The organism is Clostridium ljungdahlii DSM 13528 (assembly GCF_000143685.1).
Taxonomy (GTDB): Bacteria; Bacillota; Clostridia; order Clostridiales; family Clostridiaceae; genus Clostridium_B; species Clostridium_B ljungdahlii.
In genome coordinates, this window is record NC_014328.1 from 973,796 (window position 1) to 991,590 (window position 17,795).

Consider the following 17,795-nt stretch of genomic DNA (forward strand, 5'->3'; position numbering starts at 1 on the left):
TCTTTAAACTATAAGCTACATATTGTGCATGGTTGGCATACTGCCTATAATTTCAGGATTTACCATGCCAAAAATCATTGCCACATGGGCTACTACAAGAAATCCCCCTACAAGAATAAAATGAATCTTCATTTTTGATTCTGGAGTTTTATTCTTAAATATTATATTAAGTTCCATCAATGCTATAGGTAAAAGAAATACGACGCCGCTTAAATAAAAACCAACTGCTACCACATCAACCCATGTATGCCATCCTCCAGTATTAGTTAAAGGTATTACGGCATTAAATAATAGGTAGATAAATATACCGGTAAAGTAAAACCCATCGAAAATACCAACGATTTTATTTAAAGTTTTAATGCCACCATTTTCTATTCTATTGAAAATTATAAAGAATTCTGTAATGGTGAGAGTTTCAGCACATATTACAGGTATAGCCATAAAAATTATTAAGTTCCAAGGTTGATTGGATGCAAGTAGTGACATGTAATGAGTCATATCCATAATTAAGTACCTCCTAAAAGTATTATTGATAAATTATAATCACATCTTCCTGTACAATATATCAAGAAAATATGTAGATATTATGTAGATATTTAAATTATCTTTATAAGTTCAACATAATTTTTTGATGTCTTAGAATAAGACATATAGTAACAACAAAATCTAACAAATATAAGTGTATAAGTATTAGAACATGTTTAAAACTCTGTTTCAATAATATTGGAGGTATGTTATGGATTCTATTTTAGTTATTGAGGATGAAATAAAAGTATCAGATGTTATAAAAGCTTATCTTGAAAGAGAAGGATATAAGGTTTATTGTGCGACCACTGGTCTTGAAGGAATAAGACTATTCAATAAAATTGAATTTAAATTAGTAATACTTGATCTAATGCTTCCAGATATTGATGGCGAGGAGGTATGCAGCACAATTAGAAGAATATCTAATGTACATATATTTATGCTGACAGCTAAGGTAACTTTATCAGATAAATTACAAGGCTTAAATATAGGAGCAGATGAATACTTAACTAAACCATGCAGTCCAAGGGAACTCACAGCTAGAGTAAATGCACTATTTAGAAGGCTATCTTCTGCTGAAGAACCTGAAATTATTTCTAGAGATGGATTGTTAGTAATAAACCATGATAAAAGATGTGTGAAGCTAAAGGGAGAAGAAATAGCTATGACACCTAATGAGTTCAATATTTTATACGTTCTTGCTAAAAATAGAGGCAGGGTTTTAAGCCGTGATCAGTTGATTGAGCAGGTATTTGGTATTGATTTTGAAGGTTCGGATAGAACTATAGATGTGCATATAAAAAATATTAGAAAAAAAATAGAAAGGGATACGCGATTTCCAAAGTATATTATAACTGTAATAAAATTAGGTTACAAATTTGGTGGTGAATAGAAATGCAAAGTATAAGAAAAAGGCTAAGCTTAGTTTTAGTACTCTGCACTATTGTAACTGTAGTATTGTCTAATAAATTACAGGGATTTTAAGCTGCGACTTTACAATTTATGTAATGCTTTAGTTAGAAAAAGCCTACATAGTGATTCTAATTGGAAATTTACCTTATACATAAAATATACTAACAAAATTGAAATTACATTTAAAAACTTTTATAAATAAGTCTTAGCTTGGTATTTTAGAAAACCTTAGGTACTTAGATGTGTTTGAGGTACGAGTTTATCTAAGTACCTTTAGGTTTTCAAAATACCAAGCTTTAGACTTATTAAAAGTTTTTAGTGTAATGAAATTTGTTAGTATATGGCTGTTATAAGTAAACTTTCCACTTAGAAACTCTATATTTATTTGGATTTATCTATTTGGACATCTTCACCTAATTGATATAAATCTAATCCCGTAGTCTGGTCTTTAACATTTACATTAAATTTAATTTCTACATTGGATACTCTGAGAAAAAATTTATTTTGTGATTCTGGAAAGAGTTCATATTTTGCTTTACTGCCACCCTGTTCATAATAAAGATGGCCTCCATTACTTGTTATAGATATATTTAGCCCTCCTGGAATAGTATAGCTTCCGGCATATTTATCTAGAGTTTTACTGTCCACTTTTACTACTTGTTTTGCACTTGGAAGCTCATAACTTCCACCCATACAGATATTTGCTAAAGTATCATTGAGAGAATTTACATTATAATATCCTACATTTGTAAGCACGATTATGGTTAAATCTTTATCTGGATATCTTGCTATATTTCCTGTAAAACCTAGAACATTTCCACCATGATATATCTCTCTTCCATATTTGCCATCAGTTAACATCCATCCGTAGCCGTAATAAGGACCATTTTTACTCATCTGCACATGATTTGTAAATATATTTTTTAGAGTGGATTGTTTTACTAATTTTTCAGTATATAACGCCCTGTCCCATTTGTATAAATCTTCTGTAGTTGAGTATAGAGCTCCTGCACCATAAGCACCATTTAAAGTTATTTCGTCACTTACAGGATACTGGTCTAAATAACCACTGTAGCCTGTAGATGTATACATTTTATCAGCACCATTATAACCTAGTCCTGTACTTTTCATATTAAGAGGATCAAATATATTTTTTTGAAGGTAGTCAATGTAACTCATTCCACTCGCCTTTGTAACTATATATCCAAGTAAAATGTATCCGGAGTTGGTATAGTCAAAATCGGTTCCTGGAGTGAACTCTAAAGGTTTATTTTTAAATAGATTGATTACATTGTTTATATCTTTAAAAGAGTCAAGTTTCATAGACCAAAACTCAGGAAAATTAGTACAATTTTGAATTCCTGAAGCATGGGTAAGAAGATTTTTTATTGTTATAGTGTCACCTTTCGGAAAGTCAGGTACGTACTTGGATAGGAGATCATTTTCATTGATTAATCCCTTTTCAACTAGCTGCATTATTGCCATTGCTGTAAATTGCTTTGTCATGGAGCCAATTGGAAATTCAGTTTGTGGTGCATTTTTGATGTTTTGTTCTGCATCTGCTTTACCATAACCTTTATCAATAAGTATATTTCCATCTTGAGCTACAAGTACACTTCCGTGGAAGTTATCTGCACTTTGGAGTAAGCTTAAATAGTTGTCTAATTTTTGTGAAGTATTTAAATATCTGCTGGAATTTACTACACTTTGAAAATATTCTTCTGTATTTTTTACAGGAGTAAGTATTTTGGCTGTTTTTGTGCTGCTATCCCAATCTATTGTCTTACCAAGGAATTGGCTGAAAAACTCCAGTGGCACAAAAACAGTAGTTCCTTTAATAATAGGTGCTGTGGATAAACTAAAAACCTCATTATTTATAATTACTTTTTTATTATTGTTTTCAAGTTTTATAGTGTAATCAGAAGTAGTGAGTGTAGCAGAACTATCTTTTATTTGGATATTTGAATTATTGCCAAGCTGTTGCATTACTGTGTTAAGAGGTACCATAACTATTGAATTTGAATCTTGATAAGGCTGTCCATCTTTTGAAGAAATATTGATTCCATCCATACTTACAGTAATTACATCTGAAGCTGATTTAGTAGCTATTACAGGACTTGCACTTACGCTTAAAATGGCTGCATTTGAAAACACGAGAAAAGTTGATATTAAAATACAAGAAAATACTTTTTTTATCATTGAATAATCATCCCCTCTATAGTTTATCTAGTAAAATTAATTATTTCTCTAATCTAGTTGCAATATAGTAAAAATAGTTTTAACATATTAAGTTTTATGAATACAATGATATCACAAAAAATGGAAAACTCAACAATAATTTATGAAATTTAAGATTTAATTAAGGTAACGTAAATTTATCTAATTATAGAGCAAATTTTGCTTATACCTTTTTCAATTTCAATGGTATTAGTTCTACTAACACTCAGTCTTACTAATTTTTTTTGTATATTAGTATTTAAATAAAATATATTTGGATCAATGAGAAGAATGTTTTTTGACTTTAACTCATTAATTATATAGTCTATATGTGTACTGTTAACCACCTCAAAACTGGCAAAAAAACCTGAAGGTGGAACGTGCCAAATTATATTAGAGTTGTAACAAGTTTTTACACATTTATTAAGACAGGCCATTCTTTTAGAATATACCTCCCTAAGCTTTTTTGCATGTATGTTGAACATACCACTTTTTATATAAATTTCTAAGGCTCCCTGTGAAAGTACAGATGTGCTTAAATCATTCCATTTTTTATATTTCCCAAAAGTTTTTAGTATCTCTTTTGGAAGTACAATTGCAGAAATTCTCAATCCAGGCAATAATACTTTAGAATAGGTTTTTACATATATAACTTTTGAGTAAGAATCTAAAGCATATATTGGGTCAGACCTTTTTTCAATATCCAAGTCAGCTAAATAGTCATCTTCAACTATATATACATTATATTTGTGGCAAAGTTTTAATATTTGTTTTTTTTCACTATTTGAATATGAAAATCCTGTAGGATTGTGAAAACGCGGGATAATATAAAAAAATTTTATATCTTTGTGTTTAAATATATTTTCAAGTTCATAAAGATTTATTCCTTTTGAAGTCCTATTTATACCTATAATATTTACATTATTAAGTTTTAAAGATTCTATAACTCCGTAATAGGTTGGTTCTTCAATAAGCACATTTTTTTTACCATTTGGGAAATCCATCATAGTGAGTATATTTATAGCTTGTTGAGAGCCTGCTGTTATAAATATATACTGCTTGTCAGTAAAAATTTGATAATTTTGAAGCTGCTTTTGTATGGTACAAATTAAGTTTTCAACTCCCTGCGTACTAGGAGGAGAGATAAGATTTTTTTTATATAAATTCAATGCTTGATTTAAACAATCCTGAAATTCTTTATAAGGCAAAATACGTTCATCTGGAGCAGATGTTGAAAAATCTATACTTTTATTATCAAAATTATTATTCATATTTAGATTATTTTCAATAAGGTAGTATCCACTTTTAGGTACAGAGTATATTATGTGATCTTTTATCAATAAGTCATATGCTTTGGCAGCGGTTATTTTGCTGCACTCAAATTTTTTACATATGTTTCTTATAGAAGGCAATTTTTTACCCGGTTTAATATATCCTTTAAATATTTGTTCTTTTATATATGTGTAAATAACGTCATACTTCATAAAACTACCTACTTCCTATGAATCTGTACTAGGCCACATTAGTATTTTTTGCATTGTATAGAAAATATATATTTCATATACTTTAATTATACTATATAAGGAGATATAAAATATGAAGCATTTAATTTGTAAAAATGAAGAACAAGTAAGCTTAAAATATGATATATTAATTGTAATTTTAGGAATTGGAGGGTTTATTTCTGCTGCTGATAATTGGTTTGTATCGCCGATACTTCCGGCCATAGCTTCAGAATTTAATACATCAATCCCCAGGACTGGTATTATATTGACATTATATATGATACCTTATGGAATAATGCAGCCTGTTTATGGATATTTTAGTGATTGTTACAGTAAGGTTAGAATACTTAAATTGATTATATGTGGATTTGCTTTAGGAACTTGTGGGTGTGCATTTGCTAGATCTTTATTTGTGCTGAGTGTATGGAGGACAGTAACAGGATTTTTTGCTGCAGGTATTATAGCTGTATCTTTGGCTTTGATTGGAGATACTGTTCCAGTTTCAAAGCGATCAAAATATGTTGGAAAATTTATGGGAATTGTTTTTTTAGGACAAGGTTTTAGCGCTGGATTAGGTGGAACATTAGCCAGATACGTCAGCTGGCGTGTATTATTTATTTTTTTTGTGGCAGCTGCAATATGCACGGTATTTCTTTTGTTTACCATACCTAAAGGTAATATTGTTCATGTAAATAAGAAGTTTTTTACTGAAGTTAAATGTGTTACTTTAACACCAAGTGGGAAAATAATTTTTCCTATGGCATTTATAGCTGGATTTTTATTTTTGGGTTTGTATAGTTATTTGGGTGCCTATTTTCACTATGCCTTAAAGTTAAATTATATGGAATGTGGAATAATTGTAATGTTTTATGGATTTGCTTGTCTTGGTGCAGGTTCTATCATGGGAAAGTTAAATGTAAAAATAGGATATAAAAATGTGATCATATTAGGTGAAATATTTGCATTAATGACGACTTTATTTTTAATAAATTTTCACTGCTGGGAAATGGGTTTGGTTGCCACTATCAGTTTGGGTATTGGATATATTTTTGTTCAATCTACATTGGCTACTATGGCTTTTGATGTGGCATCTGATTCTAAAGGATTACCTTCAGGATTAATTGGATTTGGTTTATTTTGTGGTGGTGGATTGGGTAGTGCTTTTAGTGGGTTTGTCATTGCAAAAATAAGCTATCAGCTATTATGGATAATATTTTTTATTTTTATTTCAATCTTTATTTTTGTAACATATAAACAGATTAATAATGAATAAAACCTTTTTATGTAACAAAAACTATTGGTAGAAAGGAGAGATAAGGATGAAATTAACAGTTGAAGATATGATAAAGCAAAAACTTCTTGATGAGCAGGAGAGCGTTAGAGATTACCAGGAGTATTCTGGTAAGATAGAGAATAAAGAAATAAATCAGGTGTTTAAAAAATTTGCAGAAGAATCTGCCCTGCAAGCACGGGAACTAGAAAGACTGCTTAATAAATTTGAAAGATAACTATATAGAATTATCTCATAGAAGGTTATTATGACCTTCTATTTTTTATAAAAATTACTAGACTTTTTTAACAAAGATAATATAATATAAAATGTGGGAGTTTTTTAAATATTTGCTCAACTTTCGCAGTTTAAAAACTTTGCAAGTTAAGATAATTATTAATTGTTTTGGAGGCGTATTATGTGCAATAAGAACATCCAGGAAAGGCATAGGTACATCGTTTTAATTTTTACATTTATGGCCATACTCAGCTCTATAGTTTTTAAGGCATCATTATTTTACGCATTTACTATAAGTATAATTTTTTCAACCTGTGTTTTTGTAAAAAATGGGTTTAGTATTACGGAGCTATTAGTTATGGTAAAGAATAGCCTTCTCGACTGCAGACAATTGCTTACTTTAATTTTATTGATAGGGGCTTTAATCCCTGTATGGTTTTCATCTGGAGTTATACCTACAATAATGTACTATGGATTCAAATATATGCAGCACATGAATATTTTATTTACGATTTTTATACTTACGTCTGCTGTAGCAGTGTTTATAGGGTCTGCTTTTGCAACTATAAGTACTATTGGAATTGCAAGCTTAGGGTTGGCAAAGGCTTTTGGAATTCCAGATTATATTATTTTAGGAGTAATTGTTTCAGGTGCATTTTTAGCAGATAAAATGTCTCCAATTTCAGGACTTGTAAATCTTACATTAACCACTGTAAAAACATCCTATAAAAATATGTTGTCATCTATGGTTAAGATATTATTTCCTGCATATTTGATAGCTGGTTCTGTATATTTTTACATTGGACAAAGGTATAGTTTGGGTTCTAATTCTTCAAATATAAATAGATATACTACCGCCATTAAAAAGAGTTTTGTAATTTCACCACTTTTTTTACTAATACCTGCAGTAATTTTTATAGTGTCTTTTTTAGGTGTAAAAATAGTTAACTCACTTTCACTTGGATTAGTGGCCAGTGTGATTTTATCTATGACAGTACAAAAGACTAGCATTTGGGGTGTTGTCATGGAAATAACTACGGGTTATGTGGGAAATACAAAATATGAGTATTTGAATAAGGTATTAACTGGTGGTGGAATAACTTCTATGGTTGAGGTTTTACTTATAATGGGAGGAGCTATTTCGTTAAATAGTATTTTTCAAGGAACAGGACTTATAAAACCTATAGTGGATAAAGTAATTTCAACTATAAAATCAAAGGAAGAATTGGTTATAAAGACTTGTGCTATAAGCGGAATGTCCACAATAGCTTGTGATCAAACTGTTGGCATAATATTACCTGGACAACTTTTGAGACACAAGTACGAGGAATTAGGTGTGGAAAATAGGATATTAGCTAGAACAATATCTGATACTGGAACTGTTATTGCTCCATTAGTTCCATGGAATGTAAATTCCTTATTAATTTTAGCGGTCACAGGTATTTCTACCATTAAGTATGCACCCTATGCATTGTTGTGTTACATTTTGCCAATTGTTACTATACTTGTAACATGTATCTGCAAAGTCAAAAAAGCAGGATAACATAAACAGAGTTCTTGGCATCAAGTGGGGTTAAAATTATATCTGATGCCAAGAACTCTGTTTATACTAATGGAGCAAACATTCTCAAAATTGATTCTACAATTTTTTTTGAAAGACTTCTTTTTTCCCATACATCTTTGTTTATCTTTTTTGATACTCTTATAGTTCTTAAAAAATCTTTGTAAATATTATCTATTATGGGGACATTGTACAGGTAGGTTGCACATTCAAAATGTAGATATAAACTTCTGTAATCTAAGTTTATAGTTCCAACTACTGCACATTCCCCATCAGATACAAAAGTTTTTCCATGGATAAATCCCGGTGTATATTCGTATATTTTTACTCCTGAATCTAATAAGTTGTCATAATGAGATCTAGTGAGAATCTGTACGATTTTTTTATCTGGAATAAAAGGGGTTATTATTCTCACATCTACTCCCCTTTTTGCTGCGAGGCAAAGTGCCAGTGTCATTTCATAGCCTATTACCAAGTAGGGGGTAGTAATATAAATGTAATTTTTAGCACTGTTTATAATGTTTAAATACACGTATTCTGCTGCGCCGTCAGGTTTTATGGGTCCACTGTTATAAGGCATTACAATACCCTGACTTTTTTCTAGTTTGAATGAAGTCTTATATTTTGAAAAGTCCTCTTTCTTTTTTGATATTGATTGCCACATTCTTAAGAACATAATTGTAAAACTATAAACTGCTTCTCCTTTTAAGCATACAGCCATGTCTTTCCAGTAACCATATTTTTTATATTCATTTATATACTCATCACCTATATTAATTCCACCAGTAAAAGCAACAGTTCCATCAATTACAGTTATCTTTCTGTGATCTCTGTAATTTAGCATAAAATTTAAAATTATTTTAAATGGATTAAATATTTTTAATTTTATATTATTGACTTTAAGAGACCTTTTGAAATTTTTTGGTAAAACAACAAGAGAACCAACATAGTCTACTAGTACTCTTACTTCTACACCATTATTGGCTTTTTCTTTTAAAATCTCAAAAATTTCATCCCACATTTTACTTTTTGAGATTATGAAGTACTCTAAAAAAATAAATTTCTTAGCATTTTTCAATTCTTCTAAAAGTTTTTTATACATGTCTTCCCCTGACGAGAAGTAATCAACTTTTGTATTTATATAGCATCCATAGTCACTAATATTTTTTATAAGTCTTGTTTCATTGTATCTCATTTTATTTTCATTTTTAAAAGAAGAAAGCATATCTTGGTCTTCTTTTGGAAATACGTCTTTATCCAATTCTATTTTGTTTATCTTATTAAAGTTACGTTTTATTCCAATCATGGAAAAAATATAAATAAGTGCTCCCACTACTGGAATGAGAAGAATTAAAACTATCCAGCTTATTTTATAAGAAGTATTTTTATCCTTATAGTTTAAATGAATTACGAAAATGACACTTATGATTTCAAAAAAGACAAAGTAATATATTAAGGATATATTAAATGAATTGAAAACTAGTGCAATAGCTACAAATTGAAACATTGTCCAAAATATTAAAATTACAAATTTAAAAACTGCCACAAATATTCTTCTTTCACCCAATAGCAGCACCTACTTTTCAAGTTTTTATTCTATTTTATCATAAACTATGTTAATGAAAAAGATTAAGATTTCCTTTTAAAAGAAGTACCACAATTTTTACATGTTATGGTTATCTTTCCTTTGTGTCTAGGAACTCTTAATTTTTGGGAGCAATTTGGACACTTAAATATTTTATACTGTTTATGATTGTTCATAGAATAGGTAAACCCACTAAACCTTTTAGCTAGAGGTGAGATGAAATTTTCATAAGCCTCAAGTTCCTTGTATCTCCTGTATTTATTCCTTGAAAGGCACCTCCAGGTACTGTATATGAAAAATACAAACCCTAGTGTAGCTGTACGTCTAAATAAAGATAGAACAATTCCGCCAATATAAAGGTGGGTAGAAAGTTTATCAATACCATAACTTTCTCTAAAATAATAAGAAAGTTTATTTAAAAAATTTCTCAAAGTAATCGCCTCTTTAAATTAGATTGATATTCATAGGTTTACATAATATTCTATTTAACTTCTAGATAATTATACAGTATAATTAGTACTTTTGCATTAGACAAGAAGCTTAATTAATCTTATGTTCATAATTGAAATTGCAATTAAAAAGTAATATTATCAATGAATAAGATAAAATTTGGGGAGTGTGTCCATTGAAATATATGAAAAAATATATACATAAATACTGGAAAGGTTTTTGCCTTGCTATATTTTGTCTTGCTGTGGAAGCAATGTGTGATTTGATACAGCCTACTATAATGTCAAAAATAGTAGATATAGGTGTAGCAAATAAGAATATGGATTACATAGTTAAACACGGATTTATAATGCTGACAGTTACAGGATTAGGTGCTTTAGGTGCATCAGGACGTAATATTTTATCTGGAAGTGTATCTCAAAAATTTAGTAGGGATTTAAGGGCAGATTTATTTAAAAAAATTCAGAGTTTTTCACTTAATAGTATTGATAAATTTAAAAGCAGTTCACTTATAACACGTCTTACCAATGATGTAACTCAAGTTCAAAATTTTGTCAATGGACTTATGAGGATATTTGTAAAGGCTCCTATTGTTTGTATTGGAAGTATTATTATGGCGTCCAAGCTGAATTTACATTTAGCAGTGATATTGTTTATTATAATACCAATTATAGTTTTACTTATATTCTTAAATATGAAAATAGGCTATCCCTATTTTATGAAGGTTCAAGTATCACTTGATAAAATAAATTCTGTTATGAGAGAATATTTGTCTGGAGTAAGGGTGGTAAAGGCATTTAACAGATTTAATTATGAAAGTGAAAAATTTGAAATTGCAAATAAAAATTTAGGAAAATTAACTACAACTGCAATGCGTATCATGTCTTTATTTTCTCCAGGAAGAAATTTGGTTATCAATATAGGAATAGTATGTGTTTTGTGGATTGGTGGAAAGTATGTAGAGGCAGGAGATATTCAGGTAGGGAAAATAATTGCTTTTACTAATTATATGACGCAAATACTTTTTTCTATTATGATGATATCTGCTGTATTTAATGTATTTGCTAGATCTAAAGCTTCAGCAGTTAGAATTTTTGAGGTATTGGATGAGGAGAATGACGTAGAGCTTAATGAAGTCTCTACAAATTTTACTGAAAAAGGTAGAATAGATTTTGAAAATGTATGCTTTTCCTATTCAGATGGACATCAAGTTATAAATAATATTAGTTTTACCTGTATGCCAGGAGAAACAATAGGTATTGTTGGCCCTACGGGTTCAGGTAAAAGCAGTTTGGTGCATTTAATACCTAGATTTTATAATGTAACTTCTGGAACGATAAAAATTGATGGAGTGAATGTACATAATATAGATGAAAAAGCTTTGATGGATAAAATAGCTTTAGTGCCTCAAAAAACAACATTGTTTACTGGAACTGTTTTTGAGAATATAAGATGGGGCAAAAAAAATGCTTCTCTAGAAGAAGTAAAAAAAGTCTGTGAAATTGCAGAAGTTAATGAATTTATAGATAGGTTCCCTGAAAAGTATGATACTAAAATTGGACAAGAAGGAATTAATTTTTCAGGTGGGCAAAAACAGAGGATTTCCATAGCACGTGCACTTATTAAAAGTCCCGAAGTACTTATATTTGATGACTGTACAAGTGCATTAGATGCAGTTACAGAAGCTAAGATAAGAGAAAATTTAAGAAAAGGTTTAGAAAATTTAACGTGTATCATAATTTCACAGAAAATATCTTCTATAATGTGGGCAGATAAAATACTTGTAATTGATGGTGGAAAATTAATAGGTATTGGAAAACATGATGAACTTGTGAAAACCTGTAAGACTTATGAAGACATATTAATATCTCAGTTTGGAAAGGAGAATATATAGAGGATATGGGAAAATATGATAGAAATAATATAACAGTTCCTTTAGGTGCTAGAAAGAGAGGAAGGGGAAGAAGACTTGGACCTGTAGAAAAACCAAAAAATTTAAGAAAAACGATTCTAAGACTGTGGAAATATTTTGGAAGTGAGAGAAAATTACTAGTTATAATACTCATATCTGTAATAATAGATTCTGTAGTAGGACTTATAGGACCTTATCTTATAGGAAGAGCTATTGATGCCATGTCAGAATCCTATGGAAAAGTAAACTTTAATATGCTTTGGATAATGATTATGTTGCTTTTATTAACTTATGTAGTGGATGCTATTTTAACTTTTTTTCAGGGATGGATTATGTCAGGGGTAGCCCAGCGGATAATAATGGGTCTTAGAAAAAATTTATTTGGCAAACTTCAAAAGCTTCCACTATCTTTTTTTGATATGAATACTCACGGAGAAATTATGAGCAGACTTACAAACGATGTAGAAAATGTAAGTAGTACTATATCACAATCTACGGTTCAGCTTATGTCAGGAGTAATAACAGTTTTAGGATCTTTTGTAATGATGCTTATATTAAGTCCGTTTCTTACTTTTGTGACTTTAATTACAGTGCCTATGGTTTTTTTATTAACTAAGAGTATAGCAAAAAAAACAAATCCGCTGTTTAAAGATCAACAGATAGAACTTGGAAAACTTAATGGACATATAGAAGAAACAATATCTGGGATTCAAGTAGTAAAAGCTTTTAATCATGGTGAAAAGTGTATAGAGGAGTTTAATAAAATAAATTCTTCCCTATGTGAAGTAGGGTTAAAAGCTCAAATTTGGTCAGGGTTTTTAATGCCAATAATGAATGTAATAAACAATATAGGTTTTGCAGCTGTAGCAGGTGTAGGGGGAGTGTTAGCTTTAAAGAATATTATAACAGTGGGAATTATAGCTAGTTTTTTAAGTTACTCAAGGCAATTTGCAAGACCATTAAATGATATAGCTAGTATATTTAATACACTCCAATCAGCAGCAGCAGGTGCAGAAAGAGTATTTGAAGTGCTAGATGAAAAAGAGGAGTTGGAAGACATTTCTGATGCAAAGGTATTTGAGCATGTAAAAGGACGGGTTAGCTTTGAAAACGTAAGCTTTTGCTATAGAAAAGATGTTAAAATATTAAAAAACATAAGTTTTGATATAAGTCCTGGTACAAAAGTTGCCCTTGTTGGACCTACAGGAGCTGGTAAAACAACTATTGTAAATTTGGTCACCAGATTTTATGATGTATCAGCTGGTAAAATTTTAATTGATGGAGAGGATATAAGAAATTATAAGAGAGATAGTCTTAGAAAATGTTTTGGTATAGTTCTTCAGGATACGTATCTTTTTGCGGGAACAATACTTGAAAATATAAGATATGGTAAGTTAGATGCAGATTTTACTGAAATTAAGCAGGCAGTTAGGTTTGCTAATGCAGAGACATTTATTGAGAAACTTCCACAAAAATATAATACTTTAATTCATGAGGGAGGAAACAATTTAAGTCAAGGCGAAAGACAGCTTATAGCTATATCAAGAGCAATACTTTCAAATCCCGCAATACTTGTTCTAGATGAAGCTACTAGTAATGTGGATACACTAACAGAACTTAAAATAGAGGATGCTATGAATAAACTTATGAAGGGGAGAACTAGTTTTATTATTGCTCATAGATTAAGTACTATTAAAAATTCAGACATTATAATGGTAGTAGATAAGGGAGAAATAGTAGAGAAAGGAAGTCATAAAGATTTAATTAAAAAGAAGAGTATGTACTACAATATGTATAATAACCAATTTTACAGAAAAGAGCCACTATAAAAAATTTTAATACTACTAATAACAACGAATAAGTATTTCTTATAGTCTTTGAATTGCACACTTTTTTAGTGATATATTAAATATAGAAAGATTCAAAAAATATAAAAAATAATGGGGTAGTTATTATGGAGAATAAAGTATTAACTGTATGTCCTTACTGTGGTGCTGGTTGCAGACTGTATTTAGTGGTTGAAGATGGGAAAATTAAGAGAGCTGAGCCTGCTATGGGCAGAACAAATGAGGGAGAGCTTTGTCTTAAAGGTTATTATGGATGGGATTATTTAAATGATCCTAAGCTTTTAACTCCACGTATAAGGAAGCCTAAGATACGAAAAAATGGCAAGTTCGAAGAAGTTACTTGGGATGAAGCTATCAGTTTTACTGCAAAAAGATTGGGAGAAATAAGAGACAAGTATGGCGCTGATTCTATAATGGGTACTGGTTGTTCTAGAGGTCCTGGAAATGAAGCTAACTATATTATGCAAAAATTTATGAGGGCTGTTATTGGAACAAATAATGTGGACAACTGTGCTAGAGTTTGTCATGGACCTTCTGTAGCTGGACTTGCTAAAGTGTTGGGAAATGGTGCAATGTCTAATAGCATTCCTGAAATTGATAATGCAGACTTGGTATTTATTTTTGGGTATAATCCTGCAGAATCTCATCCTATGGTAGCAAGAAGAATAGTTAAGGCAAGACAAAAAGGTGCAAAAATAGTAGTAGTGGACCCTAGGGTAACAGAAAGTGTAAGAATTTCAGATTTATGGCTTCCGATAAAGGGTGGTACTAATATGGCACTTGTAAACGGTTTTGCCAATGTTCTTATTAATGAAGGTTTATACAATAAAGATTATGTAGAAAAATATACAGAAGGATTCAATGAATATATTAAAGTTATAAAGAAATATACACCTGAATATGTAGAAAAAATAGTAAATGTACCAGCAGAAAAGATTAAAAAAGCTATGGAGATGTATGCTTCAGCTAAAAACCCAATGATACTTTATGGTATGGGGGTATGCCAATTTGGTCAAGCTGTAGATGTGGTAAAAGGATTAGCTGGATTGGCACTACTAACAGGAAATTATGGAAGGCCAAGTGTTGGAATAGGCCCTGTAAGAGGACAAAACAACGTACAGGGAGCTTGTGATATGGGAGCACTTCCAAATAATTTTCCAGGATATCAAAGTGTTACGGATAAAAATGTGAGAGAAAAATTTGAAAAAGCTTGGGGCGTAAAAAATCTTCCAGATAAGATTGGATATCATTTGACTGAAGTACCTAAAGCAGTATTGGAGGAACATAAATTAAAGGCATATTATATTATGGGTGAAGATTGTGTTCAAAGCGATCCAAATTCAAATGAAGTAAGGGAGGCTTTGGATGAGCTTGAATTTGTAGTAGTTCAGGACATATTTATGAATAAAACTACATTACATGCAGATGTAATTTTGCCAGCAACTGCCTGGGGAGAACATGAAGGGGTATATAGTGCTGCAGATAGAGGATTGCAAAAGTTTAACAAGGCAGTTGAACCAATTGGTGAAGCAAAACCTGATTGGCAGATAATTTGCGAGTTATCTTCAGCTATGGGATACAAAATGCACTATAATAATACAAAGGAAATATGGGATGAAATGAGAAGCCTTTCACCTAAATTTGCAGGTGCAACTTATGAGAAAATGGAAACTTTAGATGGCGTACTTTGGCCATGTCCTACAGAAGATCATCCAGGAACTCCTGTTTTGTATGAAAACAATGAGTTTAGTACTCCGAGCAAAAAGGGTATTTTATTTGCTTCTGAATGGAGACCTACAGAAGAATCACCGGATGAGAAATATCCACTTAGCTTGTGTACAGTCAGAGAAATAGGACATTACTCTGTAAGGACAATGACGGGAAATTGTCGTGCTTTACAGCAGCTAGAAGACGAACCTGGAAAAATACAGATGAGTATAGAAGATGCGGAAGAACTTGGAATTAAAACAGGAGATTTAGTTAGAGTATCTTCAAAAAGAGGTTCTGTAGTAACAAGGGCAAATGTTACAGATAGAGTTTTAAAAGGAGCTACTTATATGACTTACCAATGGTGGATTGGTGCCTGTAATGAACTTACAGTGGATAATCTGGATCCTATATCAAAAACTCCAGAATATAAATACTGTGCAGTTAAGGTTGAGACAATAGAAGATCAAGATAAAGCTGAAAAGTATATTGATGATACTTATAAAGCTTTGCGTGAAAAGTTGGGTATTGTAACTGCAAATTAACTTTTATCAAGTGATTCTTAGGTTCAGGTGGAGTTTACTTGTAAGGACGACTTTATCCAGCTGAACCTTATTAACAGTATTCTTAGTGTCTTTAGCACTTAGAATACGTTATCCTTTAGGGGGAGAAATTATCCAGGCGCGTAGCAGTACTTATCCCCCATTTTGGTAGAAAAGCAGATATTCCAAATCTTTGATTTGGCGATAGTCGCTTTCGTTGTGTGCGATGGGGGTGTTAGCAATGGTGCGATTGGATAAAAATAGAGCCAAAATTATAAAATTTTAACTTTTGGCTCTATTTTATTGATTATTTTCAATTTTAGCAGTAAAATTAGATAATAATTTAGTATATTTTTAAAAGTTGAAAACAATGAAAAATTCTCTATAATTGGGCACCTGGAGGATTTGGAGTTAGTGGTGCAACCTGCCAATAGTCGATTAATTATAATCGATTATTGGCAGGTTGTATATAAGGGAAAATTTAGATATTTTTAGGGGGCTTTGATTGTGAAGAAATGTATGAAATCAATTGCTGTTACTGGTCTGTTAACTATTATTTTGGGGACAGGCTGTTCAAATTCTTTATCTTCAAATAAAAATGAACCTGTAATTGGTTTTGTTGCCTATGAATTTAATAATACATGGATAACTGAACTTAAGAATGAGATTTATAAGGTATCTAGTGGAAAAGCTAGAGTTGATATTTGGAATGGAGATAATATTCAAACAGTTGAAAATGACAAGATAAATCTCTTTATAAATAGAAAAGTCAATGTACTTGATATAAATCCAGTGGATGTTAATGCTGCAGGGCAGATTATTGAAAAATGTAAAAAAGCAAATATACCTACAGTATTTGTAAATCGCCAGCCTAAAAAAGAAGATATGGAAAAATGGAATAAAGTTTACTATGTAGGTGCTAAAGCAGAGCAATCTGGAACAATACAGGGGCAGATGCTTGTAAATTATTTTAAAGGCCATCCTACTCAAGATGGCACTATTAGATATATTATGCTAAAAGGGGAAACGAGAAATCAAGATGCTGAAAAGAGAACACAATATTCTATAAAAGCTCTTAAAGATTCAGGTTTTAAGGTACAAAAGGTGGCAGAAGATACTGCTATGTGGGATCGTACAAAGGCTCAGGAAAAAATGACCTCGTTTATCTCGTCATATGGCCCCAATTTTGACTGTGTAATAGCAAACAATGATGACATGGCCCTTGGAGCTGTTGATGCCCTAAAAGCAGCTGGATATTTTAATGGAGGAAAATATGTACCTGTAGTAGGTGTAGATGCTACGGCACCGGCAGTTAAAGCTGTTGAAGATGGCACCCTTTTCGGGACTGTTTTAAATGATGCTGCAAAACAGGGAGATGCTGCTTTTGATTTATCATATATACTTTCCAAGGGGAAAATTCCTGATGAAAGTAATTTTAAGTATAAGGTTACAGATGGAAAATACATCTGGATTGATTACAAAATGATTACAAAAGAAAATGTGCAGGATGCAAAATAGGATTATT

Annotated in this window: 13 protein-coding genes and 1 riboswitch; of the genes, 8 read left to right on the plus strand and 5 right to left on the minus strand. The window is 31.0% G+C overall.

The annotated features are described in order from the left end of the window. Positions 1–15: 15 nt before the first annotated feature. On the minus strand, positions 16–504 hold the full coding sequence (locus CLJU_RS04350; RefSeq protein ID WP_013237547.1) for a DUF6803 family protein: 489 nt from the start codon (positions 502–504) through the stop codon (positions 16–18). 232 nt (positions 505–736) lie between these two features. Here CLJU_RS04350 and CLJU_RS04355 point away from each other — a divergent pair, with 232 nt between their 5' ends. Beyond that, complete coding sequence (locus CLJU_RS04355; protein WP_013237548.1) at positions 737–1,417, plus strand: response regulator transcription factor; 681 nt, start codon at positions 737–739, stop codon at positions 1,415–1,417. Positions 1,418–1,818: 401 nt separating this feature from the next. Here CLJU_RS04355 and CLJU_RS04360 read toward each other — a convergent pair whose 3' ends face one another. Together CLJU_RS04360 and CLJU_RS04365 are read right to left on the minus strand one after the other, a co-directional pair. Continuing rightward, positions 1,819–3,636 (minus strand): serine hydrolase, encoded by a 1,818-nt coding sequence (locus CLJU_RS04360; RefSeq protein WP_013237549.1) that lies wholly within the window; start codon positions 3,634–3,636, stop codon positions 1,819–1,821. A 176-nt stretch (positions 3,637–3,812) separates the two neighbouring features. Continuing rightward, the gene (locus tag CLJU_RS04365; protein WP_013237550.1) at positions 3,813–5,138 is read right to left on the minus strand and encodes an aminotransferase-like domain-containing protein; all 1,326 of its coding nucleotides are present in this window, start codon (positions 5,136–5,138) and stop codon (positions 3,813–3,815) included. A gap of 112 nt (positions 5,139–5,250) precedes the next feature. Between CLJU_RS04365 and CLJU_RS04370 the strand changes: the two genes are divergently transcribed. The 3 genes from CLJU_RS04370 (at position 5,251) to CLJU_RS04380 (ending at position 8,209) form a co-directional block, all read left to right on the plus strand. Beyond that, a complete protein-coding gene (locus tag CLJU_RS04370) occupies positions 5,251–6,432 on the plus strand; it encodes an MFS transporter (protein WP_013237551.1) in 1,182 nt (393 codons plus the stop codon). A gap of 46 nt (positions 6,433–6,478) precedes the next feature. Continuing rightward, positions 6,479–6,667: a hypothetical protein gene (locus CLJU_RS04375; protein ID WP_013237552.1), complete on the plus strand. Its 189-nt coding sequence runs from the start codon at positions 6,479–6,481 to the stop codon at positions 6,665–6,667. A 180-nt stretch (positions 6,668–6,847) separates the two neighbouring features. Next, complete coding sequence (locus CLJU_RS04380; RefSeq protein ID WP_013237553.1) at positions 6,848–8,209, plus strand: Na+/H+ antiporter NhaC family protein; 1,362 nt, start codon at positions 6,848–6,850, stop codon at positions 8,207–8,209. Positions 8,210–8,270: 61 nt separating this feature from the next. On the opposite strand, the gene cls is transcribed toward CLJU_RS04380, so the two are convergent. Then, positions 8,271–9,794 (minus strand): cardiolipin synthase, encoded by a 1,524-nt coding sequence (cls, locus tag CLJU_RS04385; RefSeq protein ID WP_041705042.1) that lies wholly within the window; start codon positions 9,792–9,794, stop codon positions 8,271–8,273. A 62-nt stretch (positions 9,795–9,856) separates the two neighbouring features. Further along, a complete protein-coding gene (locus CLJU_RS04390) occupies positions 9,857–10,243 on the minus strand; it encodes a zinc finger containing protein (RefSeq protein ID WP_013237555.1) in 387 nt (128 codons plus the stop codon). Between the two features lie 203 nt (positions 10,244–10,446). Here CLJU_RS04390 and CLJU_RS04395 point away from each other — a divergent pair, with 203 nt between their 5' ends. The 4 genes from CLJU_RS04395 to CLJU_RS04410 all read left to right on the plus strand — a co-directional run bounded on the left by CLJU_RS04395 (position 10,447) and on the right by CLJU_RS04410 (position 17,788). Next, positions 10,447–12,156, plus strand: coding sequence for an ABC transporter ATP-binding protein (locus CLJU_RS04395; protein ID WP_242825710.1), 1,710 nt, complete (start codon positions 10,447–10,449; stop codon positions 12,154–12,156). A gap of 5 nt (positions 12,157–12,161) precedes the next feature. Beyond that, a complete protein-coding gene (locus tag CLJU_RS04400; protein ID WP_013237557.1) occupies positions 12,162–14,003 on the plus strand; it encodes an ABC transporter ATP-binding protein in 1,842 nt (613 codons plus the stop codon). Between the two features lie 125 nt (positions 14,004–14,128). Then, on the plus strand, positions 14,129–16,273 hold the full coding sequence (gene fdhF, locus CLJU_RS04405) for a formate dehydrogenase subunit alpha (RefSeq protein WP_013237558.1): 2,145 nt from the start codon (positions 14,129–14,131) through the stop codon (positions 16,271–16,273). Between the two features lie 351 nt (positions 16,274–16,624). Continuing rightward, positions 16,625–16,708, plus strand: a riboswitch (cyclic di-GMP riboswitch). Between the two features lie 69 nt (positions 16,709–16,777). Next, positions 16,778–17,788: a galactose ABC transporter substrate-binding protein gene (locus tag CLJU_RS04410; protein ID WP_041705044.1), complete on the plus strand. Its 1,011-nt coding sequence runs from the start codon at positions 16,778–16,780 to the stop codon at positions 17,786–17,788. Positions 17,789–17,795: the final 7 nt, after the last annotated feature.